A 26000-nucleotide genomic window follows, 5' to 3' on the forward strand; every position below is an offset into this window, starting at 1 on the left:
GAAAATGAAATCTTAGACTGCCGCTGCTTTTATTAAACTTTAAAAATCTAAAGAGTTCCTGTGCTTAAGCAAGCTTGCTCAAGCCCTTGAAGTAATGCTTCTAGCTCCTGCCTAGTTTCAGCGTTTGTAATTTCACCTTCCTGATTTAGCTTCAAGGTGATATGGGGAATAATAACCTTTCCATTCTCCACAATCTCTGCATTGATCATTTGCAATGTGAGCAGCAGCGAGGCATGCGCCAGATTGCCGCCCATAGGAGACGGTGATGCACTAATGACCGCTGTAGGTTTATTTACAAACTCACCTGAAGATACGAGCCAATCCAAAGCATTTTTCAAAGCACCCGGCACACCATTCCCATATTCCGGTGTACAGATCAGCACTCCATCCACTTGTTTCAATTGTTCCCGTAGCTCTCTTACGGAAGCTGGCCCCTCATCTACATCCAAGTCAGGGTTAAAATGCGGAAGATCCCCCAATCCATCATAGACTGTGAACATCATATTTTCAGAAGCCAGCCCTATAGTAGCCTTCATAAGCGCTGTATTGGAGGACTTTTGACGAAGGCTACCCGATATAGCCAATACTTTAATTTTCTGTTCCATCCGTATCATCTCATTTCTTTTAACTTGATCTAATCTTGCATATTCAGTGTACTATAGCTAACAAGAGAATTAAAAAGTAGGTGAGAACGCGGAATCGACCATATTGGAATCACGGTACCTGACGTGGAACAGGCGACGACCTTTTTACAGGACGCCTTCGGGGCCGACATCTGCTATGATGCCCTCAACAAGCCGGAGGAACACTCTTGTCCCCTCCACATGCGCTAACCGGAATTGAAGCAGGAGCACGTAACCAGTTTGTATATGGAAGATCACCCTGGGGAACGATCATTGAACTGATTAGCTACCCTGACGGTATTCATTATTCCCAAGAAAGCGAAACGTACCGTTGGACACCTCCTGCATGATAATGCAGCGTCAGCGATCCTTCCTATGCATAAAAGGGCAATAAAAAAATGCCTGCGGTTTCGCAGGCATTTGTGATAAACCAATGGCCTTATATACAAGGGTGGAATCTGTGGCGCTGAGTTAAGTATCCTTCTCTTGCTTGCGTTTTACCCCAATTAGATCGAGGAAGAAAACAAACAGCGGAATACCTACAATCAAGCCCCAAATTCCAATCAGATGTTCAGAGAAAATCAATACGACAAAGGTAAAGAAGATCGGTAAATTGGTTTTGGAAGACATCAGCTTCGGATTCAGGAAATAGGCTTCAATGGCATGTATCACCACAATCAGAATAACCAGATAAATGACATATTGAATGCCGCCGACACTGAAAGCAATCAGACCGAGCGGCGCCAGCGAGATAAACACACCTGCCACCGGGACCAATCCCAGCACGAATATGATGAGCGCAAGACCCAGCAGATTAGGAAAGCCCATAATCCAGAGCGCAATCGTGGTCAAGATACAGTTAATCAGTGAAATCAGCAGTTGAGCCTCCAGCACCTTCCCGAACGTGCCCAGGAACATACGACCAAAATGGCCCACTTCCTTGAAAAACCAACCCAGCTTGCTATCCACAAACGTTGCTGTAAAGCGTGTAATATAGGATTTTTCCATCAGGAAGAATAAGCTCAAAATAATCGAGACCAGCAGTTGTGTTCCCAATTGACTGACCTTCATCACTGCATTCAAGCCCGGCTCAAATAGCCGCTGGACATTCAACGTATCCATAAACTCAATGATCGTTTCATTCCATTGATTAAGATTAGGGTGCAAATACGCTTGCTGAATCATAAGATACACCTGCTTGACCTGTACGCTGATTAGCGGCACCATTCGGTAAACGCCCCACACCATAATCAGGATTAGCAGCCCATACACCAGTAGCAGCACGACCATTGACGGCACATTGACGAACCGCTTGACCAGCTTATTCACTCCGTTATATATACTGCCGATCAGGATCGTAAGCAGCAGTGTTAACAACATAATATTCATCATGCTTCTTAACATAAACAACAGCAAAACGATTATCGCAAGGACGGCTACCCGCCTGACGCCCGCATGATTCATCCAGTTTCTTACCATTCGTCTTTATTCCCTCTTTCCCACTTGACTGTCAACCTTGTAATCTGTCCTAACGATCAGCTTTCTCTTTTTAACAATTTACTGTTAGCGATCAATAGAGAACCTACCATGACCAGGATGGCAATGGACCACCAAAATGTGTTCTTGGCATCATCGTGATCTACAATAATGAGCCTGATGACGGCCGTGATACCGATATAGATAAAATAACGCAAGGGAAAATGGAGATTGGTTTTAAAGTACTTAACAATTAATGCAATGAACTCAAAATACAAGAAAAATACAAGCAGTTCCTCAGTGAATTCATAGTAATTCTTATCCGACTCTGTAGACAAAAAAACATAGGAAAAGATGGACCATGTTTCTCTCAGCAGCAAGAAGCTTAAAATCAGTCCGACCAAAAACAACGAGATATTCAAGATCATTTGCAGAAAACTAGGTAATTTTTCAATATGCTTCATAAAACCGTTCACTACAGATCCCCTCACTGGTTGTACAGTTTCTTTATTATATTATCGGCGGAATACATGAAAAATGCTACATTACTTTTGGTGTAACCTTATTGAAAGTGTATATTTGCTCCGGTAATATAACCAATCGAAATAAAAACAAGGGTCCATACGAGTGAGCCTGCGCTTGCCACCAGCATATATTTTCGAACAGGCATTGCACTTATTCCAGACAAGTAACTTGTCGCATGCCTGACGCCCGGAATGAAATAACCGACCAGAATGGTCCACAGCCCGAAGCGTGCAAACCACCCCTTCACCCTTGCAAACCGCTTCGGTGTCAGCCCGACCCACTTGCCGTGCTTATCCACCAAAGGCTGTCCCAGCTTTTTGCCGAGCGTGTAGCTGATCATCATACCTGTCATCGCCCCGATAAAGCTGACCAGCACAGACATTGAATAATTCAGTACCATGATGGAGGACAGATAGCCGACAAAGATCATAATAATTTCATCTGGAACCGGAAGGCCGATAATCCCGAGAGCAAGAAGTGCAAAAATAGCAATGTACCCGTAATGTGTAATCATGCTCATAGCCCATTCCATAGGGTGCTACCTCCTGATCGGTTTTTTTTTGAAGGACGGGAACGGAATACGGCTAATCATCAGGAAAGACAGCACTACCATGAGCCCAAGCAATAATTCGGGTCGCAAATGCTCACTCCATAAAAACATAAAGGACAAAATAACACCCGCAGCCGTAATTGGCATACCTACGAAGCCTGTACTAAAAGCCATCAAGTTGAATCTTGCCAGCCTCACTGCACCGCATATCACAAACAAAACAGCCACAAGCGGCCCCATCCAATGTGTACCTCCCAGTTGGTAGAACAAGGTCAAGAAAGCAGGGGCAACGCCAAATGAGACCACATCCGCCAGCGAATCGAGCTGCTTGCCAAAATCACTGGAGCAATGCAGCAGCCTTGCCAGCAAACCGTCTAGCACATCCCACAAAGCAGCCACCATAATCAGAATAAAAGCGGTCGTATATTGTTCATGAATCGTGTAAAACAGGGATAGTACCCCTGCCCCCAGATTTGCCATCGTGCATAGTGAAGGCAACCAATTCCATTTCATACTGCTTGACTCCTTTGCCATAGCTTAACCTCCAAATATGACGACAAAACGAACGCCATCCCTGGTATTCTCCGCCATATAGCGAAAATCGTGCAAATCCAAAATCCGTTTGACGATCGACAGTCCCAGTCCCGTTCCCCCTGTCTGACGGCTGCGTGAAAGCTCGGCCCGGTAAAACCGTTCCCAAATTTGCTCCAGCTGATCGTCGGGAATCGTTTCTCCTTTATTTTGAATGGAAAAGGTATTGATTTCCCCGGAGCCTTCGATACGGATCGTAATCGAGCTTCCTTCCTCAGCATGCCTTATGGCATTCATGACGAAGTTAAAAATCACCTGCTCCAGCCATCCGGCATCGGCGTGAATCGGCAGCTCATTAGCAGGGATAATGACCGCTTCCAGATGCTTTTCCTTTAGCAGATGGAACAGCTTGTCAACGACTTCCTCCACCAACTCGCTCAGTATAAAAGTCGTTTTGCGAAGCTTGAGGGTGCCGGATTCCAACTTGGCGAGATCCAGCATATCCTTGACCAGCCGCTCCATTTTGTCCGCTTCCTCCACAATCACCTTGATATAGTGGTCCTGCTTCCCGGCACTAACGCCATCCTGTAGCCCTTCGGCGAAGCCTTTAACAATACTAAGCGGGGTCTTCAGCTCATGAGAGGCGTTGGCAAAAAAGTCCTGCTGCACAGCCTCCATCCTCTGTTTCTGCTCCATATCCTCAACCAGTTGCTGGTTAGCCTCCTGAAGCTCGCGCAAAGCGGTGTCCAGGTTCTGGGACAAGGTATACATGCTATAGGACAGGCTGCCCAGCTCATCATTTTGCCGAATCGGTGTATGGGCTGTAAAATCGAGCTTTGCCATCCGCTTGGCGGTTTTGTTCAAGGCAATGAGCGGACGGGTCACCATTCGGGAATAGAACAAGGACAAAATAAGAATCAGTGCAAAACCCCCGATGCCCAGGTACAGATAGAACCAGCGCAGAGCTTCATTCGTCTCGCTGATTTCCTGCAACGATGTCACTGTGAACAGCAGGTCGATCTCTCCGGTGCTTTGTCGCACAGGATGGACAATGACCGCATTACGCACACCCGTCCAAGGCTCCTTCCACTCTTCCTCCAGCACTTCAAAATTCTTGAGCTTCTCCAAATGGGTCTGCGACAAAGGAAACCATTCCTCCAAAGCACTAAACAGCAATCCTTGCCGCTGGCTCCAGGTTTTCAGATCCGGCAGCACAATTTCTGTCACCGTACCGGACAACCTTACACTACCCTCTGTGCTCGACTCTTCCGAGGTCGTTCCTATATGTTTGGAGCCAGGCTTCTGAATGCCTGTCGGATAAATGAAATTGGCAGAAGAGATGCCGTCGGTTTCCAACACTTCACCTTCAACGGTTAATGAGTCGCCCGACTGAATCCGGGCTGCCCTCAGTTCATCTCCAAATTGGCTCATAAACAGAGACAGCGATATTTTAGCGATCTGCCCGTCTGCTTTTCGGAGATTGATATGGAACGGGTCATCCAGCTTTACTTTGCCGTCCAGCGTGACAATCGCCAACTGGTTCTTATTCTGAAGCATAAAGCGAGCTGCTTCTCGTGAAACCCTATCGGAGCCCCAGGCTTCCTTGACATAGCTTTGACCGAAGCTTTGCAAACGGCTTTCCACACGCCCGATCTTCTGTTGCTGATAAAAATTTTCAAAGAACAGCAGTTGGCACAAAATCACCATGCCGTAAAAACAAAGAAAAAATACAACGGTCATAATGAACAACTTAAAGGTAACTCCCCGTTTGTTCATTCTTCCTCCTCAAACCTGTAGCCTGTTCCAAAAACAGTTCGGATATGGCGTGATTCACGGCCCAGCTTGCTTCTCAGCTTTTTGATATGCGTATCCACGACCCTCGTGTCTCCTTCAAAGTCGATCCCCCACACCCGGCTAAGTATCGCATCCCGTGAAATGACCATACCTTTGTTATGTATAAGCAGCCGCAGCAGCTCATACTCCTTGGGCGTCAGCTCGACTTCCGCCTGATCCACCTCAAGCCGATGAGCCATCGTATTGAGAATGGCCGTGCCGAACCGCAGGACATGCGACTCAGGCAGCACATGGCCCTCCACCCGTTTCATCAGCGCGTTCGCGCGGGCGATCAGCACCTTGGGGCTAAAAGGCTTGGTAACGTAGTCATCTGCTCCCAGCTCAAAGCCCAATATTTTATCATCATCACCAGATTTGGCGGTCAGCAAAATGATCGGTACACCGGAACGGCTGCGAACCTCACGGCATACCTCCCAACCATCCAGCTCCGGCATCATAATATCGAGTATGATCAGGTCGGGCTGCACCGAATCAAACCAGCTTAGCGCATCTTTTCCATTGCCTGCTTCATAGACTTCCCAATTATTCTGCTTAAAATAATCCGCAATGACTTCACGGATACGTATTTCATCCTCCACGAGAAGAACCCTTTTATTCAATCGACTTCCCTCTTTCGGTCATTCTAGGACATCAGCATACCAAAGACATGTGTTCTTTATGTGTTCTTGGCACCTCTTATCAGCAGAATCCACCTTGGATTAGGGCAAATTTGTCTTGGCTCAGACCATCTCATCTCTTATGATCCTACCCTATAATAAGAAGAGATACAAAAAGCGTTAACAGGAGGGTAATATATGAGCAATCAGACCATTCAGTGGTTTTCCACTTCCAAAGCTAAAGCTTGGCAATCCCGATCTCATCATCCTAGCGAAACCCAAGAGCCTGTCAACCTGACCATTACGAGGGAAACGTATCAGTTTGTCGAAGGCTTTGGCGGCTGTTTTAATGAACTGGGCTATGTAGCCTTGAACCATTTGGAGAGGGACGAACGGGAGCAGGTACTTCATTCTCTCTTCCACCCGGAGGGCGAACACAAATTCACGATTTGCCGACTCCCTATTGGAGCCAGTGACTACGCGCTGGAATGGTACAGTCATAATGAAACGGATGGCGACGTGGAGATGAAGCACTTTTCCATTGAGCGTGATCAGCAGTATCTCATTCCTTTCATTCGGGAAGCGTTACAACTTAACCCGGACTTGAAGCTGTTCGCTTCACCCTGGAGCCCGCCGACATGGATGAAATCGCCCAAGGCTTACAATTACGGCACATTGCGCTGGGAAAAGGATATTTTGAAAGCGTATGCATTATACTTCGTCAAATTTGTGCAGGCTTACCGTGAGGCAGGCATTACGATTCATCAGGTCCATGTTCAAAATGAAGTCATTGCCGATCAAAAATTTCCTTCCTGTGTATGGACTGGTGAACAGCTTCGAGAATTTATTCGCGACTATTTAGGCCCTGCCTTCGAGGAACACGGACTAGATACGGAAATTTGGCTGGGTACCATTAACGCCCCTGATCCGTGGGAAGAATTAATGAAGAGGACTTCGACCGGATTCGATGAATATGCCCATACCGTGCTGAGTGACCCGGAGGCCTACAAATATATTAAAGGCGTGGGCTATCAGTGGGCAGGCAAAAATGCTATCCAACGCACCGTAGCCAGCTACCCTGAGCTTCGTTATATGCAGACAGAAAATGAATGCGGGAACGGAGAAAATTCGTGGGACTACGCCAAATATGTATATAACCTGTACCAGCACTACTTCACCAATGGCGTGAATGCTTATATTTACTGGAACATGGTTTTGGAGCCGAAAGGCAAGAGCACATGGGGATGGGAGCAAAATTCGATGATCACCGTTGACCCGGCAGATCGTAAGCGTACCCTGAACCCGGAATATTACGTGATGAAGCACTTTTCTCATTTTGTATTGCCGGGTGCGAGACGCATTGGACTCCGTGGATCATGGACGGGAAATGCCGTTGCTTTCCGCAATGCTGACGGACAAACGATAGTGGTCATTGCCAATCCGTTCCACGAATCACGTGTGCTGAATCTGTCCGCTGGAGAGGCTACGCATCATTTCGAGTTGGAGCCGGAATCATTTAACACCATCGTCATTCCTTTTTAACCGTCGCAGGCTTCTCAACTGTTCGTGCAGCATCACGTGTCACTGTCCGGTCCATCCGTATCCAAAAGTATGGTTAGTTTCCAAAATGGATGTATCCACTTTTGCGTATAGTAGCCATAAATAGTATACTTGGAGTAACTACGGACAGGAGGTCGATGAACATCACTACTGTAAAAGACCGGATTGATTTGAAGCTGATTAATTGTGATAAGGAATTGACCCTCGCCGTCATCGGCGGGAAATGGAAGCTGATTATTTTATGGCATCTCGGCATGGAAGGCACCAAGCGGTTCGGTGAACTGAAAAAGCTGATCCCCCACATTACGCAAAAAATGCTGACCAACCAGCTGCGCGAGCTGGAGGAGGATAAACTCATTCTTCGTAAGGTCTATCCTGTCGTCCCTCCGCATGTGGAATACTCACTGACCGAGCATGGCGAAAGCCTGATTCCGGTACTGAGAGCGATGTACGATTGGGGATCAAACTATCGTGAGAACGTGATTTGGAAAGAAGAAGAAGCGATTCAGGATGTAACACCCGTTTAATCAGCTTAACTATACATTTTTGTGATGAAGACAACCCTGGGATAGGGATATCCGGGGTTGTCTTTTTTCATTCTTAATCTTTTTCTGAATGAGCAGCTCCACTTGCTTCTTCCAGAGAATGAATGAGAAGTCTATGATCGATCGGTGACGACATGACAATCAGGCTCGTGTAGGTTCCATACTTATCGCACTGGTTACTAAACTCTTCTAGGGTGCGCGTCGAGTTGGTCACTACTTTTAATAAATAACTGTGATCTCCGCTTATACGGTGGCACTCGGCAACATGTGGAGATGTATGGACAAAATCAAGAAATGCATGGCAATCTCTAGTCCGAAACAATATATAGGCTGCCGTATCCTTTCCTATTTTTTCAGGAGAGATGATAGTGCGATACTCCTTGATAACCCCCTTTTCTTCCATTCGTTTAACTCGTTCTGTTACAGCAGGTTGGGACAAACCCACGCATTTCCCTAGCTCCGTCATTGAAATTCTTGCCTGACTTTGAAGATAAAAGAGGATTTGTTTGTCTACATGATCCAATTTGAATGTTCTCCTTTAAATTTAACGTTTTTATGAGAAATTCATTTAATTGCTTTGTATAATCATCATAATGGATTGATTGCCTTATGTAAAATGAATGATTTAGATTATATAATAAAACTCACATCGATAAGGCGAAACATGAAAAGATAGAGAGGATGGCTTGCCCTTGAGCAAATACATTTTAAATAAGGTAGGAACAGTAGCAGATTTAGAAGTACATATTGAAGAGGCTATTGATCGTACAATTGACGGAAAAAGACTGGTTGGTGTTGTTGTACGAGTTGCGCTTAATGAGGCGCAATATTATAGTTGTGCTGCCGGATGTCCAGACCGTGAACAAAAGTCTGGGGGAACCTCTCAGTGAGCCTACCCTTCTCCCGCAAAAATATAATTGCACTGGCCGCTATATGTTTGTCCGCATTGATGTTCGGCCTCGAAATTTCCAGTGTGCCAGTGATACTGCCAACTCTGGAAAAAGTATTGCATGGCGATCTTAAGGATATGCAATGGATTATGAACGCTTACACCATTGCATGTGCCACAGTTCTGATGGCTGTTGGAACGCTGGCTGACCGGTATGGAAGGAGGCGTATTTTTATTATCAGCCTCGTCTTGTTCGGTATTACATCCTTGATTTGCGGCTTGGCGCAAAGCACATCGGTTCTGATCATCAGCCGGTTTCTTCAAGGGGTAGGTGCTGGTGCGATGCAGATTTGCCAGATAGCAATTCTTTCACATCGGTTTCAGGAAGGACAAGAACGCAGCAAAGCCTTTGGCATATGGGGAATCGTGTTCGGTATCGGCCTCGGTTTTGGACCTATCATCGGCGGCATGATCGTGGCCGTGCTGAACTGGCATTGGGTTTTCCTGGTCCACGTTCCGTTGACCATCCTCACTTTGATTCTTGTTTTCGGTGGCATAGAGGAGTCCAGAGACCCGCAGGTGAAAAAGCTGGACATTATCGGCATTATCACGCTTTCGTTGACAGTTTTTGGCCTTGCATACTTTATCACGCAAGGGCCGGAACTCGGCTTTACCAGCAGAGCATCCATCAGCATCCTTGTTGCAGTAGCAGTAAGTCTCATTGTTTTTCTATTTGCGGAAAAGCTCAGCGCCCATCCGATGTTTGACTTTTCCGTATTCAAGATACGTAATTTCTCCGGCGCTCTCCTTGGCTCCATCGGCATGAACTTCAGTTTTTGGCCGTTCATGATCTATCTACCGATCTATTTCCAGAGTGGCCTGGGTTACGGCATCGTAGCCGCCGGGCTGTCTCTCTTGGCTTATGCGCTGCCTACCTTGGTAATTCCGCCTCTGGCAGAGCGTTTTTCGCTCCGCTATCAGCCGCGCATAGTCATTCCATCAGGTCTGTTCATCCTCGGTATGGGCTTCATTTTGATGAAATATGGCAGCGGCAGCGATCACGCCAGTTGGTTGACCATGCTCCCTGGCTCCTTGTTGGCTGGTATTGGGCTTGGCTTAACCAACACGCCTGTAACCAACACGACCACTGGCTCTGTTCCGAGTGCCCGTGCAGGCATGGCTTCCGGTATAGATATGAGTGCCAGATTGATCAGTCTAGCCATCAACATCGCTGTGATGGGATTCATCTTGCAGGAAGGTATTCTGTATTATTTGAAGGGTGCCCTTTCCGGGACTCTCAATGCAGTGCAATTGCGGTCTGTAGCCGAAAAAATAGCCGCCGGAAATACTGTATCTCTCAAGCAGAGTTTGCCAGAACTCTCCTCTCTGGATGCGTCTGGAGCCGTCGTCCATGCAGCGCTTGTGCATGGCTTTGGCTTGATAATGCTCTACGGCGGTATTGGTGTCTGGGTTCTAGCCGCGATCAGTTTTATGATTTTTGGACCTAAGAGAGCATAAAGACAATCCCCGGGATAAGGATATCCGGGGTTCTCTTTTTTTCAATATAAAGGACTATCGGCAAGATAATAAAAGAAACGGATGCAAGTATTCGCTTTCATGAGTATTAAAAGTCAGTTTTCGTTACTCATCCTCATTTTAAGCCCTTGTTTGTGATTTACATTACATCCGCTGTGACGTATGATTCTCCCATCCCTATTTACGGTGAATCGAAGGAGGCCATTCTAGCATGAGCATGACGCTTGCCCAGCCCAAAACGTCCACAGCAACCCAATTACGCATTGGTTCCATGGCAATCATTCAGTACGACTATCGGCAGTTTCCAGACTCTAAACATGATCAACACCGCTGCTGTGGCTTGCTCACCATGTCGTGTAACGATGCTCAAGGCCGGGCAGAATATGAGCTGCCTGAAATCAAAGGAAGCTTCGACCTCGTCCGATGGGCTTCCGTGTTCACCTTGCTCAAGGGTCTATCCTTTACCGAGGCTCACCAATATATTCAGCACCACGCTGACAACTGGGGACATGTCAAAGCAGAGCTGGCTCTGTCCGCCTTATCCGACCTGACCACCCACGTGAACCTGCAAAGTCTCTCTCCTGCAACGCCCATCGTAAAACCACGGATTAGCCGTTCTTATCTGATCGAGCATGGTCTGGTCTACTATTCATTCTAAATCCCGCTCACAGATTAATCCCTACCCTCTCTCCAATCAGCACAAAAAAGCCTGAGACTGCTTATCACAGACCCAGGCTTTACACCCATCAGCAAATGTTTGATTATGCTTGCAGCTTACCTGCACGAATATCGTCTGTCATACCTGCGTATGGCGCTTGAGAAATCAATTTTTCGTTGTTTACACCCGCATTTTCAATGAATGTAATATCTGCAAATTCAGGGACAACATATTTAGGATAGGTTTCGTATTTTTCACGTGATTCTTCCATCAGTGGAATAAAATCGTTCTGATATCGTACAGTGATTTCGGGATGCTCATGAACCCATTTAGGGAAGAAAATAATGCCGTGCATCCGTTTTTCCTCTGGCATAAAGTTCAGGGAAACGTCCGTACCTGTCGGTTCAGTCCAAGATACTTTGTACACATTCTCCACCAGCTTCACCAGGTTGACCTTCTGGTCACGAACCCAACGTCCGCCTACCATGCCGCTATGAATGCGATAGTCGATGGTATCTTCATTTTTAATATATATTTCGTATTCCCAACCATTCTCGTAGGTGTAGATCATGTGACTGCCGATAAACTTGTCCATCTTGCATCCTTCTTTCTGTATTATGAGTTTTCATGAATTTGAACATCATGCTGAAATAATAAGTATTGAATTTTAAACATGTAAACTAAAACATGTTTTTTATTACATATAAATTGTAGCACTGTGGTATACTAATGTCAAATACCGCATTGCGAGGAGAGCTACGTTGAAACGTATATTAAAATATGCCATTTTAGGCCTGGTCCACAAACAGGAAATGAGCGGCTACGATATAACAAGCCAATTCAAGAAGGAAATCGGACAATTTTGGAGTGCCAAGCACAGTCAGATTTATCCTGAGCTCAAAAGGCTAACCGAAGAAGAGTTAATTGAATATCGCACCTCCATTACAGGAGCCAAGCTGGAAAAGAAACTGTACTGCATCACACCCAAGGGAACCCAAGAGCTGACCGAGTGGCTGCTGAGTCCCAAAGATTTACCAGAAACGGAAAAGGATGAATTCATGCTTATGCTGTATTTTTCATCAGCGATCTCGAAGGAAGAAAACAAACGATTGTTCGAGGACCAGATTACCAAACGTAAAGAGAAGCTGGAGTATTTATACGAAAGTAAGACCGCACTCCGACTGCTGGACGAAAACCTTCAATCTCCCGGCACTGAACAATTCGGACATTATCTGGTGCTGAGCCGTGCCATTAATCGGGAAGAAAGCTATGTTTCGTGGCTGGAAGATACGCTCCCGTTGTTTGATTAGGCTTCAATATGAAAAAGTGACATGAAATATAAAAGCCTTTAACACCACGAAAATGGATGGTGTTAAAGGCTTTTTGGTAACACATCAAAATGATATTTTTAGTCTGCCGTGGTATTGGAAGCTCCATAATCCTCAATTTGAATATCCGTGCTGAAGGTTACCGGAATGGTACTAAAGGTCTTGTCCCAATCTCCTTTGACCTTACGCCATACCTGAGGATGCTGAATCCGCAGTGCTTCTCCGAAACCTCCGACATCTGCCTGTAGCCTATGCATTTTCGCCAACGTTTTTTCGGCTATGGTATTGGCTTCTTCCTGCAAGATGTTCTCTACTCGTGAAAATAGACGGTTTTTTGAAAAATCCTGACCCGGATTGAGGTTTTCCGAAATACGCCCTGTCGATGTCATGTGAACATGAAAAGAGATGTCGTTGCCATGAAAGGTAGCCTTGATCCGGCTTTTGACAGAATTGATCTCATACACGATACTTCTACCTGTTTTAGGGTTTATGTATTTCAGGGTACCTCCATCCACTTCACCTTTCATCCACATCAGACCTTCAACCTCAGACTCGTTTAGAAGACCGATGTATTTTTGCGTCTTTCCCTGAATGACTCCCGCACCCGCAAGCTTTACTTCTTTCTCTGTGGTAATCACATTGGGTAATAAAAAGCTGCTGTGGGACTTCATCGGCCCAATGACTTTAACCAGAGACACGGGCTTGATCATTCGCGCATTCCGTTTACGGTTGATAAAGACATCCTTCAATATAAAGGCTGGTGTCTCTCCGGGGATTTTTTCCTCAAGCGCATCACCCGCTTTCTCTGTACTGATCAGCAGTTGAACGCTCGGCCTGATATCATTATCCCCTGCAAAAAAGTCCAGCAGCTCGTACATAGGAAGCTTTTGTAGCAGACTGGAACTGATAATGATCGTCTTCAAGTGAAACCCGATGGCAGGACGATTGGAACGTAATGAAACTTCACGCAGCATTTCAAGAAGAGAATCCCCCGTTTCAGTCATGTTGTAAAAGGTTTTATTTTGTGCAGGGGCACCTCCAGAGCCTTTACCTCTTTCAGGGAGCAGAAATTGAAAAGTTCCTTTAATTAGAATTTTCTTCGGATAGTATCCTCCTTCCCGTTCAATATACGCTTCCTGCGGAGATACTTGTCCTACATCCAGCGCGATGCCCGTCTCCAGATTCAAATCCTCCACCGGTCTACTGCTCCAACAGCCAGTTAGCAAACAACATATCAGAAGAAATGCTATTCCGAAAAAAACGATGCGCAAATTCTTCATCATCAGAGTCTCCTCCAGCGTGAAATAAGCAGTAGCAGCAAGGGTAACAAACCGTATAAAAGGATAGCCGCGTCACCGATCATCGTGCCTAGCGAAAACAACTCATTAATATTTTTGGGAATTCGGGACAGAACGTATACAATTGCGAGAACAATGAGTAGCATTTGGGTATACGATGTATTAAAAATTTGGGAGAGGCCAAGCGTACCACAGTAGAAGGCGATACTGAACGTAGCAAAAATCTGCATGATCCAGATGGACAGTAACAGGGACTCGAAACGTTCAAATACAAGAAAATCCACTTCAAAGCTGCGGGCCAGGTCCAGAAATGGCCACGTCCGAGTCACCACACCTTCCACCGAAAAAGCACCGATACACATGATCACAGCAGTCGTATAAAACAGCACCGTGATCCCGAAGCCCCAACCAATCACCCTCATTGCTTTCTCGGGCTTTTCCATACAACAAATAATGATGAGCAGGCACTCACTACCTGTAAACGTCAGACTTGTAGACTTTATGGCTTTGATGACTGGTTTTAGCCCTTCCGACAATACAGGGCGCAAATTGTTTAGTTCAAAAATATTAAAGCTCAGCAGACAGATGATCAAAAAGATAAACGCTGTAATGGGTAAAATAATTTGGCACACCTTACCTATCGCTCCTATGCGGCCCATGCACAGATATAGCGACACCCACATAAATGGTGCTGAAATAGCCCATGCGGGCGTTCCCTCAAGCAGAAAAAACGATGTTACTTCTTCCACGGAGCGAATTTCAAATGCACACAAAGCTACAAAATAAATCACGACTAGCATACCAATGATTTTGCCGATCGCTTTCCCCGTAATCTGCTGTACATACTGGTAGAAGGTTTTTTGGGGAAAGGTCTGACTCAATTTCACGATAATCCAGCCAGCCAGAAAAGCTACGCATCCTCCCAGGATCACGGAGATCCATACATCAGGAGTCTTGGAAGCCTTAACTGCCACCCGAGGAAGCGTAAGCAGACCTGCTGCCATGGTAAAGCCGACAAGAATCCCTGTCGTCTGCAACGTTGTAAGTTTATCCTCCCCCAGTTTTTTCATATCGTTGTGGCTCCCTCCTTTCCTAAATAACTAGCCTTTCCGCTTGGGTTGTTTGGGATTTAGCAGACGGGGCCTGCGTTTCATAAAATGTAACGGCGCCCGAATCATGTAATCCTTCCAGTCCCTCAACGAACGCGGAGATGTCAAACTAAGATAAGACAATCCAAAGCTTTTTAACTTAGCCATATGGATAACCAACAGCAGGAAAAACAGAATTACACCATACAAACCGAATATGGATGCAACAAACATCCCCGCAAAGCGAAGCATACGCATCGAAATCCCGGAACTGTACACAGGTGTGGCAAACGAAGAAATCGCCGTAACTGCCACAACAATGACTAAAATGGGACTTACAATTCCGGCATTAACCGCAGCCTGTCCAATAATCAAACCGCCGACAATACCCATAGCAGGCCCAATAGGTTTGGGCAGACGCAATCCTGCTTCACGCAGAATTTCAATGGAGGTTTCCATAATCAGCGCCTCGATCAATGTAGAGAAGGGTACACCTTGTCTTGCGCTGACGATAGAAATGACCAGCATGGTGGGAATAAGCCCGGGATGAAACGAGATAAAGGAAATATAGAGAGCAGGCGCGAACAGGGAGATAGCAGTTGCCATAAAACGCAGCAACCGAATCAAGGAACCCGATAGCCATCGCTCATAGTAATCCTCAGGCGACTGGAGCATCATATCGTAGGTTACAGGCATAAGGAGGGCGAACGGAGTACCATCCAACATCACAGCTACACGTCCCTCCAACAGAGCTGCCATCACCCTGTCAGGTCTCTCCGTATTTTGAACTTGCATAAAAGGACTAAGAAAATTGTCCTCAATGAGCTGCTCCACATAGCCTGACTCCATGACTTCATCTACATCAATGGTTTTGATCCGCCGTTTAACCTCCTCTACCAGCTCAGAATTAGCAATGTCCCTGAAATAGGCAACCATCAGTTGCTTTTGCACCCTTTTACCGACCTTGAAGGAGTGCATGGCCAGTTCGGTACTTTCTCCGTGTCTGCGCAATAACGCCGTATTATCACTGAGCACCTCTGTGAAGCCAATCCGTGGACCTCGCAATACCGATTCTGATAATGGTTCCTCCACTCCGCGAGTTTTACCCTTGGATGAACCCAGAATAAGTACACCTGAAGTACCCTCGATCAAGAGTACGATAGAGCCGAACAAAACCTTCTGCAAAGAATATTTCACATCCTGCGTATGCTCTGTCTCCACTACAAGCATAACTTGACGGATAACCATATCCCGGAGTGCATCGCCTTGCGGTATTTCTTCCTCTTGGTCTGAGCTTCCCCAATCCAGCAGTGGCTTGATTATATTTTGGTCCATGCTGGTCTTGTCCGTTAAGCCATCTACACAAAACAGACTTACCCTGACCTGTAAATGATCCAGAAAAATAGACTTTTGATTAACATCCGCCATATCCATTATGGCTTGTCTCATCTTCGTTACATTCGCCTCATAATCCTCAGAATAGCTTTCGTCCTCATTCTTACTAACATTCGGATCCTTGCTTTCAGAAGGATCGCGAGCATCTTGCTCTGCAAGGTCGCGTTCTTCAAGCAGCTCTATTCGTTCCTTGCGTCTGCTTTCTCTGCCGTCGACCGTTTTAATTTGTCGAACCGCCAACAAGATGAGTAAAGGTACAATGGACAAAAAGATAGCCTGTACTAACACTGTCCATTTGGGCATATGAGTTACAATTGCCTGCCACATGTCCCTTCCCCCTTCGCCTACATCCGATTTGTATATATATTTACCGGGATTAGAAAAAAAATGCATGAGCATTAATCCGCACCTCACCATCAGATGCACATTCGAGACATAACAAGGGATATTCCCTTCAAGGAATACTTACTTGGTGGAATAAAATTCTTGCCTAATAAAAGGAATAAAATGGTGTATTTGATAGGTGTCTAGCGATGTAAAAAGCCCAAATTCATGGTAGTATCATTCCATTCCATGACTAATGTCACGAATTTGTTGAATTCGTTGTCTATTATTCGAATTTGAAAAGGAGTTGTAGGTATGAAGAATCATTTTTGGAAGAAAGCCGCTGTGTTGAGTTTGTTAGCGGTCATTTTGGTTGGAGGGACCGCGGTAAGCCCCAAGCAGGCACAAGCCGCAGATATGCCTTACCTCGGAGAAATTACGATGTATCCTTACACTTTCGCTCCCATGGGATGGTTAAAATGCGAGGGCCAGATCTTAAGCATTGCACAGAATACGGCATTATTCTCTCTGCTGGGAACTAATTTCGGTGGCGATGGAAGTACCACCTTTGCTTTGCCAGATTTGCGCGGAGCCTCCCCGATGCCGAATGTGAGCTACTACATTTCAACTCAAGGTACATTCCCACCTCGTGACTAATGAGTGTGCAAAGCGCTATGCTATTTTTCTAAAGAAGAGGTGATCGCGTGCTCGAAGGCAATAACTTCACACGCAACAAAATAAAACCCTATCATTTGCTGATTCCACTGCTGCCTATCATCGGCGGTGCGGTTCTACTCATAGGGACGAATGAAGCTCATGCTGCTGGCTCGGAAAATGTAGTACTCAACAAACCCGTAACATCAAGCGGCTACAGCCAGCCTTATGAACCCGCCAGAGCAGTGGACGGCTCCTATGAGCCGACAAGCCGCTGGTATCAAGCCAGCAACGGTGAAAAATGGCTTCAGGTGAATCTGGGAGACTGGTATATCGTGAATCGCTATGGTGTAGCAGGCATGGGAATCATGAATGGCTGGCAGGATCAACGCGATCCTTACAGTTTCCGATTGCAAACGAGCAGTGATGGAACGAATTGGGCTACTTCCGATACTGTTCAAAATAATGCTGACGCTCATTTTAGCAGAAGCATTTCCCCGGTGACTGCACGATACTTGCGTCTGTATATTGATCAAGGAAATGCGAGAAACAACCAATGGGCTTCTGTCATGGAATTTGAAGCTTATGGGGAAAGATTGCCCGTTCCACAGGCTCCAGGTCATTTTACAGGAACCCAAAAAGGAAATACGGTGGAATTAAGCTGGGATGCTGTTCCTTATGCGACTTCATACAAGGTCATCCGAAATGGTGTCACCTTGTATACAGGACCCTTAACCCAATTCACAGATTCTTCGCCATTACCTCCCGGTGCAGCTCTTTACAGCCTTCAGGCTGTGAATGTTAAGGGCGAAAGTGCTCCCGTAGAGGTCACGGTGAATATTCTGACCGATGCCGATTATGTTGCACAGGCTAAAGCTGCACTGGCTCCTGGCTTCGCATCAGGAGATTCGGCTGCTACGGTATCACAAGGGCTGACACTGCCGCTGACCGGGTTGAACGATACAACGGTAAGCTGGAGTTCGGATACCCCTGATGTCATCACCAATGAGGGGGCTGTCACACGCCCGCGCTACGATTCGGGTGATCGGAAAGTAAAGCTGACCGCGACGATTACAAAGGGAACCGCTTCGGATACCCAAACTTTTGACGTTACCGTATTGAAGGTAGCTGCACAAAATACACTGGATCAGGCAGCAGATAGCCTGTCACTGGGCGATTTGTCTGCGGTGAAAGAAAATTTGTCTCTTCCTCTGTCCGGCTATGGTGGTGTCCAGATCGAATGGTCCTCTGCCAATCCACTTGTTATCGCACCAGATGGAACACTTAGCAGACCCTCCTATATTGATGGAAATACAGATGTTACCCTGACGGCTGTCCTGCATCTCGAAGGCTTAACGAAAACAAAGAATTTCACTGCACATGTGCTCAGTCTGCCGATGAACGATATTGAAGCCGTAAACGCAGCTTACGCGGCACTTGATGTACCTGTAACCACCGTAACCGGGGACGTATATTTGCCGAAAGAAGGCTTGAACGGCGTTGAGGTATCGTGGACTTCGAATCACCCCGAGTTCCTGGATCACAACGGTCATGTCACGTTCCCGAGCTATGTACAGGGCGATCAAATCATTACGCTGGAAGCTGTTCTGACAAGAGGCGGAGTTGAACTTCGAAAAACATTCAGCCTGCTCGTGCCCGCACTGCCCGTAAGTGCTGATGAAGCAGTGAATTTGGCAGCAAATACCCTGAAACTGGATTACCCACAGGGGATTAAGGATTCCATCACTTTGCCCAATACAGGAGCATTCGACACACGTATTGATTGGTCTTCGGATCAACCGGATGTTCTCAGCAGTACGGGTCAAGTAAATCGGCCGAAGTTTATAGACGGTGATGTGAATGTACAATTAAAGGCCACTATATCCAAAGGTTCAGCCTCCGTACAAAGATCATTCATGATCACGGTATTGAAGGCGTTACCGAATACGCCCTATGTACGTTTGAACGGCAACAACCCGATCATACTGGAAGCTGGCAGCAACTTCACCGATCCGGGAGCCAGCGTGCTGGACAGCGTGTACGGTAATGTTCTGGTACCTGAACTAACAGGTATCGGCAACGTGGATACGAATACGCCTGGTGTATACGTATTAAACTATGCTTATAGCGATCATTCAGGTTGGTCGGCTGAGCCAGCCGAACGCCACATAAACGTGCTGCCCCGTGCTATTGAAGCCGCAGCAGGCAATGACGCTACCGCCTCGGTGATCGTTACAGGCGCTTGGCCGGGCGCACGGCTTGAGCTGTACAATGCCCAGCAGGAGCTGATTGCGCAAGGAACCGCTTCTGGAGAAGGGAAATATGTATTTACACCTGTTCCTGAAGGAGTCAGCTACTACGTGCTACAGATCGTGAATGGTATGGAAAGTGCTCCCTCCAGATTAGTGTATGCACAGGGATTAACCGCCCAACGTGTAGCCGATTCCATCACAAGCCTGGCTGCACCTGCCGCCAGTGATACCCTGCTCAAGCTACCTGCTGTGCCCGAGGGCTTCCGCCTGACCATCAGCAGCACTAGCCAGCCGGATATGATTCGCACAGATGGAGCTATCTTCCCGGCAGCAACCCAAACGGCGGTTACTGTGATACTGGAGGTCACCAAGGTAAGCGATGGTTCTCATGCCTTGACACAACCAATCGAAGTAACCGTTCCCGCAAAGGTCATTGTGGACACAGGCAATTCTAATAAAAAAGACGAGGACCATAACAACGCTGTTATACAAAAGCAGCCTGGATTTTCTGAACAAGGAAAAGCAGTCATCATCCATATTCCTTCTACTGCATTTCTGGACGGACAAATCAATCAGGCCCGTTTGGAAGGCAAGGCTTACGCGGATATTCATCTGGAGCAGGAAAAGAATATTAGTCAGGTTATTCTTCCCCTTTCTTCGCTGAATAAATGGGATACCATCGGAGCCTCGGTCATATCCCAATATGGAACACTAATGCTATCCAGTCATACCTTAACCGACATGGCCTCGGGTCAGCAGGACGTTACGTTGTCATTCCAGCAGGCAGATGCACAACATGCACAGCAGATACGCAATTGGGCCGGACAACAATCCAATCTGAAGCTGATCGGTGCGTCTGTAGAAATCAAGGCTAACGTTACAGGCACATCGCATATCGTTCTGCCACTGGATGCCGAATCCATCCGTGAATTGCAGGGCAAGGAACCCCAGTTTTCTATTCTCGTTATTCATGACAATGGAGAGCATGAGATTCTGAAAGGTACAGCAGTGAGGGATTCCAAAGGAAATCTGTCGGCTGTGGGTTTCGATACGACCCGGTTTAGTACCTTTGCGATTGCTGTCTCTACTGATACAAAGTCTCCATCCGATAATACTAACGCGCAGGACAGCACAACAAATTCAGCGGATTCGCAAGGCACAGCTCCGGTATGGCCGGATGTCCAAGGCCATTGGGCGGCGAAGTCCCTGCAATCGCTGGCAGATAAAGGCTGGATGCAAGGCTACAAAGATGGCAACATGCGTCCGGAGCGTGCGGTAAGCCGTGCAGAATTTGTATCCCTACTGACCAGAGCGCTAGGAACCGCTGGAGATGAGAGTGTGCCTACCTCATTTACAGATATGAAAGGGCACTGGGCTGCATCAGCCGTGGATGCCGCTCATCGTCAGGGATGGATCGAAGGGTTAAATGCTCAGACATTCGGCCCCGATGAACGTCTTACCCGTGAACAGGCGATGGTGATATTGTCACATGCGATGGCGGATAAGGCATCGGCTTTAGGCACGGTCACATTGCAATCCTATAAGGATGAGCAGCAGATCGCTTCCTGGGCTTCCTCAGCCTTCGAAAAGGCTGTTTCCTCCGGTTGGATCAGCGGATATCCTGATGGAACGCTCAAACCAAAGGCAGCCATTAGCAGAGGCGAGATGGCTGAACTACTGGTACGTATTTTCAAATAAGACTGATTAAGTACCCAATGGATTTAGATATATTAGTGGAGTATAAGCAAAACAGCGCGGTTTCCGAGTTATTCGGAGACCGCGCTTTGTTTGTGATTGATATGGACTTATATAAGGAGGACTATATCGATATGTTTATCAGAGACTTTACCGAGCAGTTTGGTGACGTGAATATTTTGTTCAAGAAGAACTCGGATAGTGCAATTCAGAGCGCTATATTAGAAGGACTTGCTATTTCAATAGGTGAAGCACGGTTTGGAAATACAGAAAATCGATATTAAAGCTTATGTACAAGCCAAGCCTCCAATAATAATTCTTGTGTGGTGATTCACCCTTTTCGCTTCAGTAAATATATTGTTAATATCTGCGAAACGGGGGCGATGATCCACTTGTCACCTCTACAGTAGGGAGAAATGTGAGGAGGAGATATTTGAACATGAAACACAGAAAACCGTTCAGGTTCAGTGGTGCTTCAAAAAAAGAAGAGGATTGCAAACCACCTAAAATTAGCAGAGAAACGGAAGAACTTCTCAAACTGATTCAGGAATTAATCGCGATCATCCCGCTGGTTTTCGCTAATCCCTCTGCAGCTAATGTATCTTCATTGCAACAGATTTTACGCCGGTTATTAGCTCTGGCGAATACCTTAAAACTTAAAGGCCCCGTTAAAGCAGATTTACTGGCGGCGTTGGAACTGGCTATCGTAGCGTCGGAAGCCACCCCTTTCTCTCCGATCGGCGTTGGAACCACATTGCAACAACTACTGGATATCTTGTTGTCTATCATTTTGCAGGAACCCATTGACCCTGCCCTTAAAGACAGTTTGATCAGTGCTATCAGAAGTGCCGGGACGGCTATCAGTATTGCATTGGGAGGCAGGTCCGGCACACCCGGGCTACAAGGGCCTGCCGGACCTGTTGGGCCGGGTGGTGTGCCAGGTCCTGTCGGTGGACCAGGACCTGTGGGTGCGGCAGGACCACAAGGCCCAGTTGGACCTGCTGGGCCTGCTGGGCCTGCTGGGCCTGTCGGGGCTGCCGGATCTGTTGGAGCCGCCGGGCCTATCGGCGCCGCTGGACCAGTAGGAGCCGCCGGGGCTGCTGGAGCCACAGGCGCTACGGGCACAGCGGGGGTCGCTGGGGCTACAGGAGCTACAGGCGTTACTGGAGCCACGGGTTCGGGAGCGATCATTCCGTTTGCTTCGGGTGGACCAGCAATTTTGACAACCATTGCTGGCGGCTTGGTGGGTACTACCAGTTTAATCGGCTTCGGAAGCTCGGCAACAGGCATTAGCCTTGTGGGTGGAACCATAGACCTGACAGGTACGCTTGTCGGTCCACTGATCAACTTTGCTTTCTCCGTTCCACGGGATGGCGTCATTACATCGATTGCCGGATATTTTAGTACAACGGCTGCGCTTGCTCTAGTAGCTTCATCCTCAACGATTACTGCCCAGTTGTTCAGTTCGCCTACACCTAACAATACCTTTACAGCGGTTCCTGGAGCCTCAGTTACTCTGGCACCACCACTCACAGGCATCGTTGCCCTGGGCACAATTTCCAGTGGTATCACAACAGGATTAGCAATACCGGTAACTGCACAAACTCGTCTGCTTCTGGTCTTCTCCGCGACTGCTACGGGAGTTTCTCTTGTGAATACCGTTGTGGGTTATGCGAGCGCAGGCATTACCATTACCTGATCCAAGACGAAAAAGGCTCAGCAGGACTTGTTCCTGCCGAGCCTTTTCTTATTTGCATTAAAGTGATATTTTCACTTCGTCTCCATCTTCCCGAATGGTGAATGTTTTAATTTGTCCGTGATCAGGCTCTTGAACGATACCCGTCTCCAAATCAATCTTCCAATCACATAGCGGATCATAAATGTAATGACCGGATACCATCGCTTCAGTAAGCGGCCCTCCTTTGGGATGAGGGCTGGAATTTTCAACAGCGTAAAGCTTGTTCTCCGAAGTGCGAAAAACGGCGATTTCGTTATCATCCAACCGGATAGTCCGCCCAATTCTATTGGGGAAATCCTTACTGTTACCGACGATAAGCCATTCAGCATGCTTGATCATTCGCTTGATTGCTCCCTTCTTAAGGCATTATTTAAAAAGCATTCACACAACAGATGGTGTAACTACTTCAAATAAATTTTTGCGTGAATCGGCATCGTTGATGATCTTTTTCCAGGGATCTTCAACCTGCTGCAGTGCAAATTCGATCCGTTCTACTAAAGCTTTGCGATGATCTACATCGTGAACGACAGCCTTCCGTATCTCTTCAAGGCCGGTCCGTTCGACCCATTCCGAAGTACGTTCCAGGTATTGGCCTGTTTCCCGGTACAGTTGCATCACGCTTCCCACAATATCAATCAATTCATCGTCCGTCTTCACTTTACAGAGCGAATCAGCCAACCGTGCTTTTATACCGCCGTTTCCACCGATAAAGATCTCCCAGCCTCCATCATTGCCTACAATTCCGATATCCTTCGTACACGATTCCGCACAGTTGCGGGGACACCCGTTGACCGCTAATTTAAATTTTGCCGGAAAATCCAATCTTTCAAATTTCCGTTCCAGCAACTCTCCCATTCCCATGGAATCCTGTGTGCCAAAACGGCAAAATTGCGATCCAACACAGGTTTTAACTGTACGAAGAGATTTCGCGTAGGCATATCCCGACGGCATATCGAGTTCTTCCCATACTTTAGGCAAATCCTCTTTACGGACACCAATCAAATCTAGCCGCTGTCCTCCTGTTACTTTAACAACTTGAACGTTGTATTTAAGAGAAACATCAGCTATTTTCTTCAAATCCTCTGGAGTTGTTACACCGCCGTACATTCTTGGAACAACTGTAAACGTTCCATCTTTTTGAATGTTCGCGTGCAACCGCTCGTTGACGAAACGGGAATCTTCCTCATTTTCATAGGTATCCGGGTTAATCATACCCAAATAATAATTCAGCGCCGGGCGGCATTTGGAGCATCCTTCATCATTATGCCAACCAAGCACATTCATGACTTCACGCGTCGTTGTAAGACCCTTGGTTTTAATAGCCGCTACAATCTCGTCCCGGCTCAATGTTGTGCAGCCACATATTCCTTGCTTGGCTGTCGTCTTGAAGCTGTCTCCAAGAACATACTGGAGAATTTGTTCAACGACCGGCTTGCACCCCCCACAGGAACGTGTGGCACCGGTACATGCCTTAATTTCGTCGACTGTGGTCAGTCCATTCTCATTGATCGCATCGACAATTGCCTTTTTGGTCACACCGTTGCAGCCACAGACAATTTCATCATCTGCCATGGTTTCGGCGGATAAGGTCTTAGCCCCGTCTTTACTGCATCCGGTACCCATGATCTGTCCATATATCTCATCCGTCATCAACGTTTGCTGACGCACATATTTTTGAAGGCTAGCAGATTCGCTCACATCGCCAAACAGTACAGTTCCAACAATCTTATTTTCACGAAGCAGCACTTTTTTGTATGTGCGCTTCCACTCATCCTTTGCCACAATCACCGTATGTTCAGGCTGGGTTATGAATTCACCAGCCGAGAAAACATCCACCCCTGAAATTTTGAGCTTGGTGGAAACCACCGATCCCATATAACCTTCAGTATCCGCACCTGCCAAATGTTTGGCAATTACACTCCCCTGTTCAAACAGCGGAGCTACCAAGCCGTAACAGATCCCGCGGTGTTCAACACATTCCCCTACAGCATATACATCCGCCACGGAGGTTCTCATCAAATCATCGACCACAATTCCACGGTTCGTTTCCATACCACTTTGTACGGCAACCTGAATATTAGGCTTGATCCCGACGGCCATAACGACCAAATCCGCTTCCAGCTCGCTTCCGTCTGAAAACCGCAATCCTTGTACCCGATCTTGACCGTACACCTCCGAAGTTTGCATTTGCATAGCAAACTTGATTCCCTGGCGTTCTAGTTCTGCTTTTAGCATCGCAGAGGCTTCCCGGTCCAGCTGACGTTCCATCAAATCCTCCATTAAATGAACGACCGTAACATCCATACCCAGGTTGACCAAGCCTTTAGCTGCTTCCAGCCCCAATAGACCTCCACCAATGACTGCTGCCTTTTTATAGGTTCTCGCCGCCTCAAGCATTGCCGAGCAATCGGCGATATCTCGGAAACCGACGACCCCCGGTAATTCTTTGCCCGGAATAGGCAGAATAAACGATTGTGAGCCAGTAGCCACCAAAGCCACATCATAATTGATTTCCAGTCCATCTTCGGTGTGAATCTTCTTGTTCTCACCGTCGATGCTTCGCACCATTTTTCCTGTATATAAAGTGATCCCTTGATCCGCGTACCATTGCAAATCGTTCAGTATGATATCATCAATCGTCTTACTACCTTCCAGTACATAAGAGAGCATGATCCTGTTATAGTTCGGATGCGGCTCATTTCCCAGGACCGTAATTTCATACTTATCCGTTAATTTTAAAATTTGTTCGACCGTATTGATACCAGCCATCCCGTTCCCTATAACCACAAGTTTCTGTTTACTGTTTATCATATACCGGTTCCTCCATTCATTCGACGATGCTTCCTATCCGACGACATCTCCTACGTTCCTATGAATATTGCTTA

26 protein-coding genes are annotated in these 26000 nt (G+C 46.8%); 12 read left to right on the forward strand and 14 right to left on the reverse strand.

Annotated features, from left to right (window positions below; all coding sequences use genetic code 11):
• Positions 1 to 47 precede the first annotated feature (47 nt).
• Positions 48 to 614 carry an NADPH-dependent FMN reductase gene (locus E0698_RS16875; protein WP_134911289.1) on the reverse strand — a complete coding sequence of 189 codons (567 nt, stop codon included), beginning with the start codon at positions 612 to 614 and terminating at the stop codon, positions 48 to 50.
• A 114-nt stretch (positions 615 to 728) separates the two neighbouring features.
• Between E0698_RS16875 and E0698_RS27510 the strand changes: the two genes are divergently transcribed.
• Together E0698_RS27510 and E0698_RS26995 are read left to right on the forward strand one after the other, a co-directional pair.
• On the forward strand, positions 729 to 833 hold the full coding sequence (locus E0698_RS27510) for a hypothetical protein (RefSeq protein ID WP_335338617.1): 105 nt from the start codon (positions 729 to 731) through the stop codon (positions 831 to 833).
• Complete coding sequence (locus E0698_RS26995; RefSeq protein ID WP_238354038.1) at positions 812 to 973, forward strand: hypothetical protein; 162 nt, start codon at positions 812 to 814, stop codon at positions 971 to 973. The genes E0698_RS27510 and E0698_RS26995 overlap by 22 nt, the downstream gene beginning before the upstream one ends.
• A gap of 121 nt (positions 974 to 1094) precedes the next feature.
• On the opposite strand, the gene E0698_RS16885 is transcribed toward E0698_RS26995, so the two are convergent.
• The 6 genes from E0698_RS16885 to E0698_RS16910 all read right to left on the reverse strand — a co-directional run bounded on the left by E0698_RS16885 (position 1095) and on the right by E0698_RS16910 (position 6158).
• Positions 1095 to 2102, reverse strand: coding sequence for an AI-2E family transporter (locus tag E0698_RS16885; RefSeq protein WP_149095677.1), 1008 nt, complete (start codon positions 2100 to 2102; stop codon positions 1095 to 1097).
• Positions 2103 to 2158: 56 nt separating this feature from the next.
• Complete coding sequence (gene psiE, locus E0698_RS16890) at positions 2159 to 2575, reverse strand: phosphate-starvation-inducible protein PsiE (RefSeq protein WP_134911291.1); 417 nt, start codon at positions 2573 to 2575, stop codon at positions 2159 to 2161.
• Positions 2576 to 2661: 86 nt separating this feature from the next.
• Positions 2662 to 3156, reverse strand: a complete 495-nt coding sequence (locus tag E0698_RS16895) for a DedA family protein (protein ID WP_192512297.1) — start codon at positions 3154 to 3156, stop codon at positions 2662 to 2664.
• Between the two features lie 6 nt (positions 3157 to 3162).
• On the reverse strand, positions 3163 to 3687 hold the full coding sequence (pssA, locus tag E0698_RS16900) for a CDP-diacylglycerol--serine O-phosphatidyltransferase (protein WP_044645397.1): 525 nt from the start codon (positions 3685 to 3687) through the stop codon (positions 3163 to 3165).
• Positions 3688 to 3711: 24 nt separating this feature from the next.
• Entirely contained in the window at positions 3712 to 5481 is a 1770-nt protein-coding gene (locus E0698_RS16905; protein WP_192512298.1) for a sensor histidine kinase, read from the reverse strand.
• Positions 5478 to 6158, reverse strand: a complete 681-nt coding sequence (locus tag E0698_RS16910) for a response regulator transcription factor (protein ID WP_149095675.1) — start codon at positions 6156 to 6158, stop codon at positions 5478 to 5480. Before E0698_RS16910 ends, E0698_RS16905 begins: the two co-directional genes overlap by 4 nt.
• A 195-nt stretch (positions 6159 to 6353) precedes the next feature.
• Here E0698_RS16910 and E0698_RS16915 point away from each other — a divergent pair, with 195 nt between their 5' ends.
• A complete protein-coding gene (locus E0698_RS16915) occupies positions 6354 to 7697 on the forward strand; it encodes a glycoside hydrolase family 30 protein (RefSeq protein WP_192512299.1) in 1344 nt (447 codons plus the stop codon).
• Positions 7698 to 7852: 155 nt separating this feature from the next.
• Positions 7853 to 8242, forward strand: coding sequence for a winged helix-turn-helix transcriptional regulator (locus E0698_RS16920; RefSeq protein ID WP_023986908.1), 390 nt, complete (start codon positions 7853 to 7855; stop codon positions 8240 to 8242).
• A gap of 73 nt (positions 8243 to 8315) precedes the next feature.
• Here the strand turns inward: E0698_RS16920 and E0698_RS16925 are convergent, their stop codons facing one another.
• Positions 8316 to 8783 (reverse strand): Lrp/AsnC family transcriptional regulator, encoded by a 468-nt coding sequence (locus tag E0698_RS16925; protein WP_192512300.1) that lies wholly within the window; start codon positions 8781 to 8783, stop codon positions 8316 to 8318.
• Positions 8784 to 8952: 169 nt separating this feature from the next.
• Between E0698_RS16925 and E0698_RS16930 the strand changes: the two genes are divergently transcribed.
• From E0698_RS16930 to E0698_RS16940, 3 genes are all read left to right on the forward strand, one after another.
• Positions 8953 to 9150, forward strand: coding sequence for a hypothetical protein (locus tag E0698_RS16930; RefSeq protein ID WP_192512301.1), 198 nt, complete (start codon positions 8953 to 8955; stop codon positions 9148 to 9150).
• Positions 9147 to 10667 (forward strand): DHA2 family efflux MFS transporter permease subunit, encoded by a 1521-nt coding sequence (locus tag E0698_RS16935; protein WP_192512302.1) that lies wholly within the window; start codon positions 9147 to 9149, stop codon positions 10665 to 10667. Before E0698_RS16930 ends, E0698_RS16935 begins: the two co-directional genes overlap by 4 nt.
• Positions 10668 to 10896: 229 nt before the next feature.
• Positions 10897 to 11343: a hypothetical protein gene (locus E0698_RS16940; RefSeq protein WP_149095671.1), complete on the forward strand. Its 447-nt coding sequence runs from the start codon at positions 10897 to 10899 to the stop codon at positions 11341 to 11343.
• A gap of 103 nt (positions 11344 to 11446) precedes the next feature.
• On the opposite strand, the gene E0698_RS16945 is transcribed toward E0698_RS16940, so the two are convergent.
• Positions 11447 to 11938, reverse strand: coding sequence for a phenolic acid decarboxylase (locus E0698_RS16945; RefSeq protein WP_014279672.1), 492 nt, complete (start codon positions 11936 to 11938; stop codon positions 11447 to 11449).
• Between the two features lie 166 nt (positions 11939 to 12104).
• On the opposite strand from E0698_RS16945, the gene E0698_RS16950 reads away from it, so the two are divergent.
• Positions 12105 to 12653: a PadR family transcriptional regulator gene (locus E0698_RS16950; RefSeq protein WP_192512303.1), complete on the forward strand. Its 549-nt coding sequence runs from the start codon at positions 12105 to 12107 to the stop codon at positions 12651 to 12653.
• 98 nt (positions 12654 to 12751) lie between these two features.
• Here the strand turns inward: E0698_RS16950 and E0698_RS16955 are convergent, their stop codons facing one another.
• The 3 genes from E0698_RS16955 to E0698_RS16965 are packed head-to-tail and all read right to left on the reverse strand — an operon-like array spanning position 12752 to position 16779.
• A complete protein-coding gene (locus E0698_RS16955; RefSeq protein WP_192512331.1) occupies positions 12752 to 13951 on the reverse strand; it encodes a Ger(x)C family spore germination protein in 1200 nt (399 codons plus the stop codon).
• A 2-nt stretch (positions 13952 to 13953) separates the two neighbouring features.
• The gene (locus E0698_RS16960) at positions 13954 to 15039 is read right to left on the reverse strand and encodes a GerAB/ArcD/ProY family transporter (RefSeq protein WP_192512304.1); all 1086 of its coding nucleotides are present in this window, start codon (positions 15037 to 15039) and stop codon (positions 13954 to 13956) included.
• A gap of 30 nt (positions 15040 to 15069) precedes the next feature.
• Complete coding sequence (locus E0698_RS16965) at positions 15070 to 16779, reverse strand: spore germination protein (protein WP_192512305.1); 1710 nt, start codon at positions 16777 to 16779, stop codon at positions 15070 to 15072.
• A 312-nt stretch (positions 16780 to 17091) separates the two neighbouring features.
• Here E0698_RS16965 and E0698_RS16970 point away from each other — a divergent pair, with 312 nt between their 5' ends.
• The 4 genes from E0698_RS16970 (at position 17092) to E0698_RS16985 (ending at position 23076) form a co-directional block, all read left to right on the forward strand.
• A complete protein-coding gene (locus E0698_RS16970; protein WP_192512306.1) occupies positions 17092 to 17433 on the forward strand; it encodes a phage tail protein in 342 nt (113 codons plus the stop codon).
• A 47-nt stretch (positions 17434 to 17480) separates the two neighbouring features.
• Positions 17481 to 21380, forward strand: coding sequence for an immunoglobulin-like domain-containing protein (locus E0698_RS16975; protein WP_192512307.1), 3900 nt, complete (start codon positions 17481 to 17483; stop codon positions 21378 to 21380).
• A 131-nt stretch (positions 21381 to 21511) separates the two neighbouring features.
• Positions 21512 to 21661 (forward strand): hypothetical protein, encoded by a 150-nt coding sequence (locus tag E0698_RS16980; protein WP_192512308.1) that lies wholly within the window; start codon positions 21512 to 21514, stop codon positions 21659 to 21661.
• Between the two features lie 155 nt (positions 21662 to 21816).
• A complete protein-coding gene (locus tag E0698_RS16985; RefSeq protein ID WP_192512309.1) occupies positions 21817 to 23076 on the forward strand; it encodes an exosporium glycoprotein BclB-related protein in 1260 nt (419 codons plus the stop codon).
• 57 nt (positions 23077 to 23133) lie between these two features.
• On the opposite strand, the gene nirD is transcribed toward E0698_RS16985, so the two are convergent.
• Both nirD and nirB read right to left on the reverse strand, forming a co-directional pair.
• Entirely contained in the window at positions 23134 to 23454 is a 321-nt protein-coding gene (gene nirD, locus E0698_RS16990; RefSeq protein WP_134911307.1) for a nitrite reductase small subunit NirD, read from the reverse strand.
• A gap of 42 nt (positions 23455 to 23496) precedes the next feature.
• Entirely contained in the window at positions 23497 to 25926 is a 2430-nt protein-coding gene (gene nirB, locus E0698_RS16995; RefSeq protein WP_192512310.1) for a nitrite reductase large subunit NirB, read from the reverse strand.
• Positions 25927 to 26000 lie beyond the last annotated feature (74 nt).

The organism is Paenibacillus sp. 23TSA30-6, from assembly GCF_014858585.1.
Taxonomy (GTDB): Bacteria; Bacillota; Bacilli; order Paenibacillales; family Paenibacillaceae; genus Paenibacillus.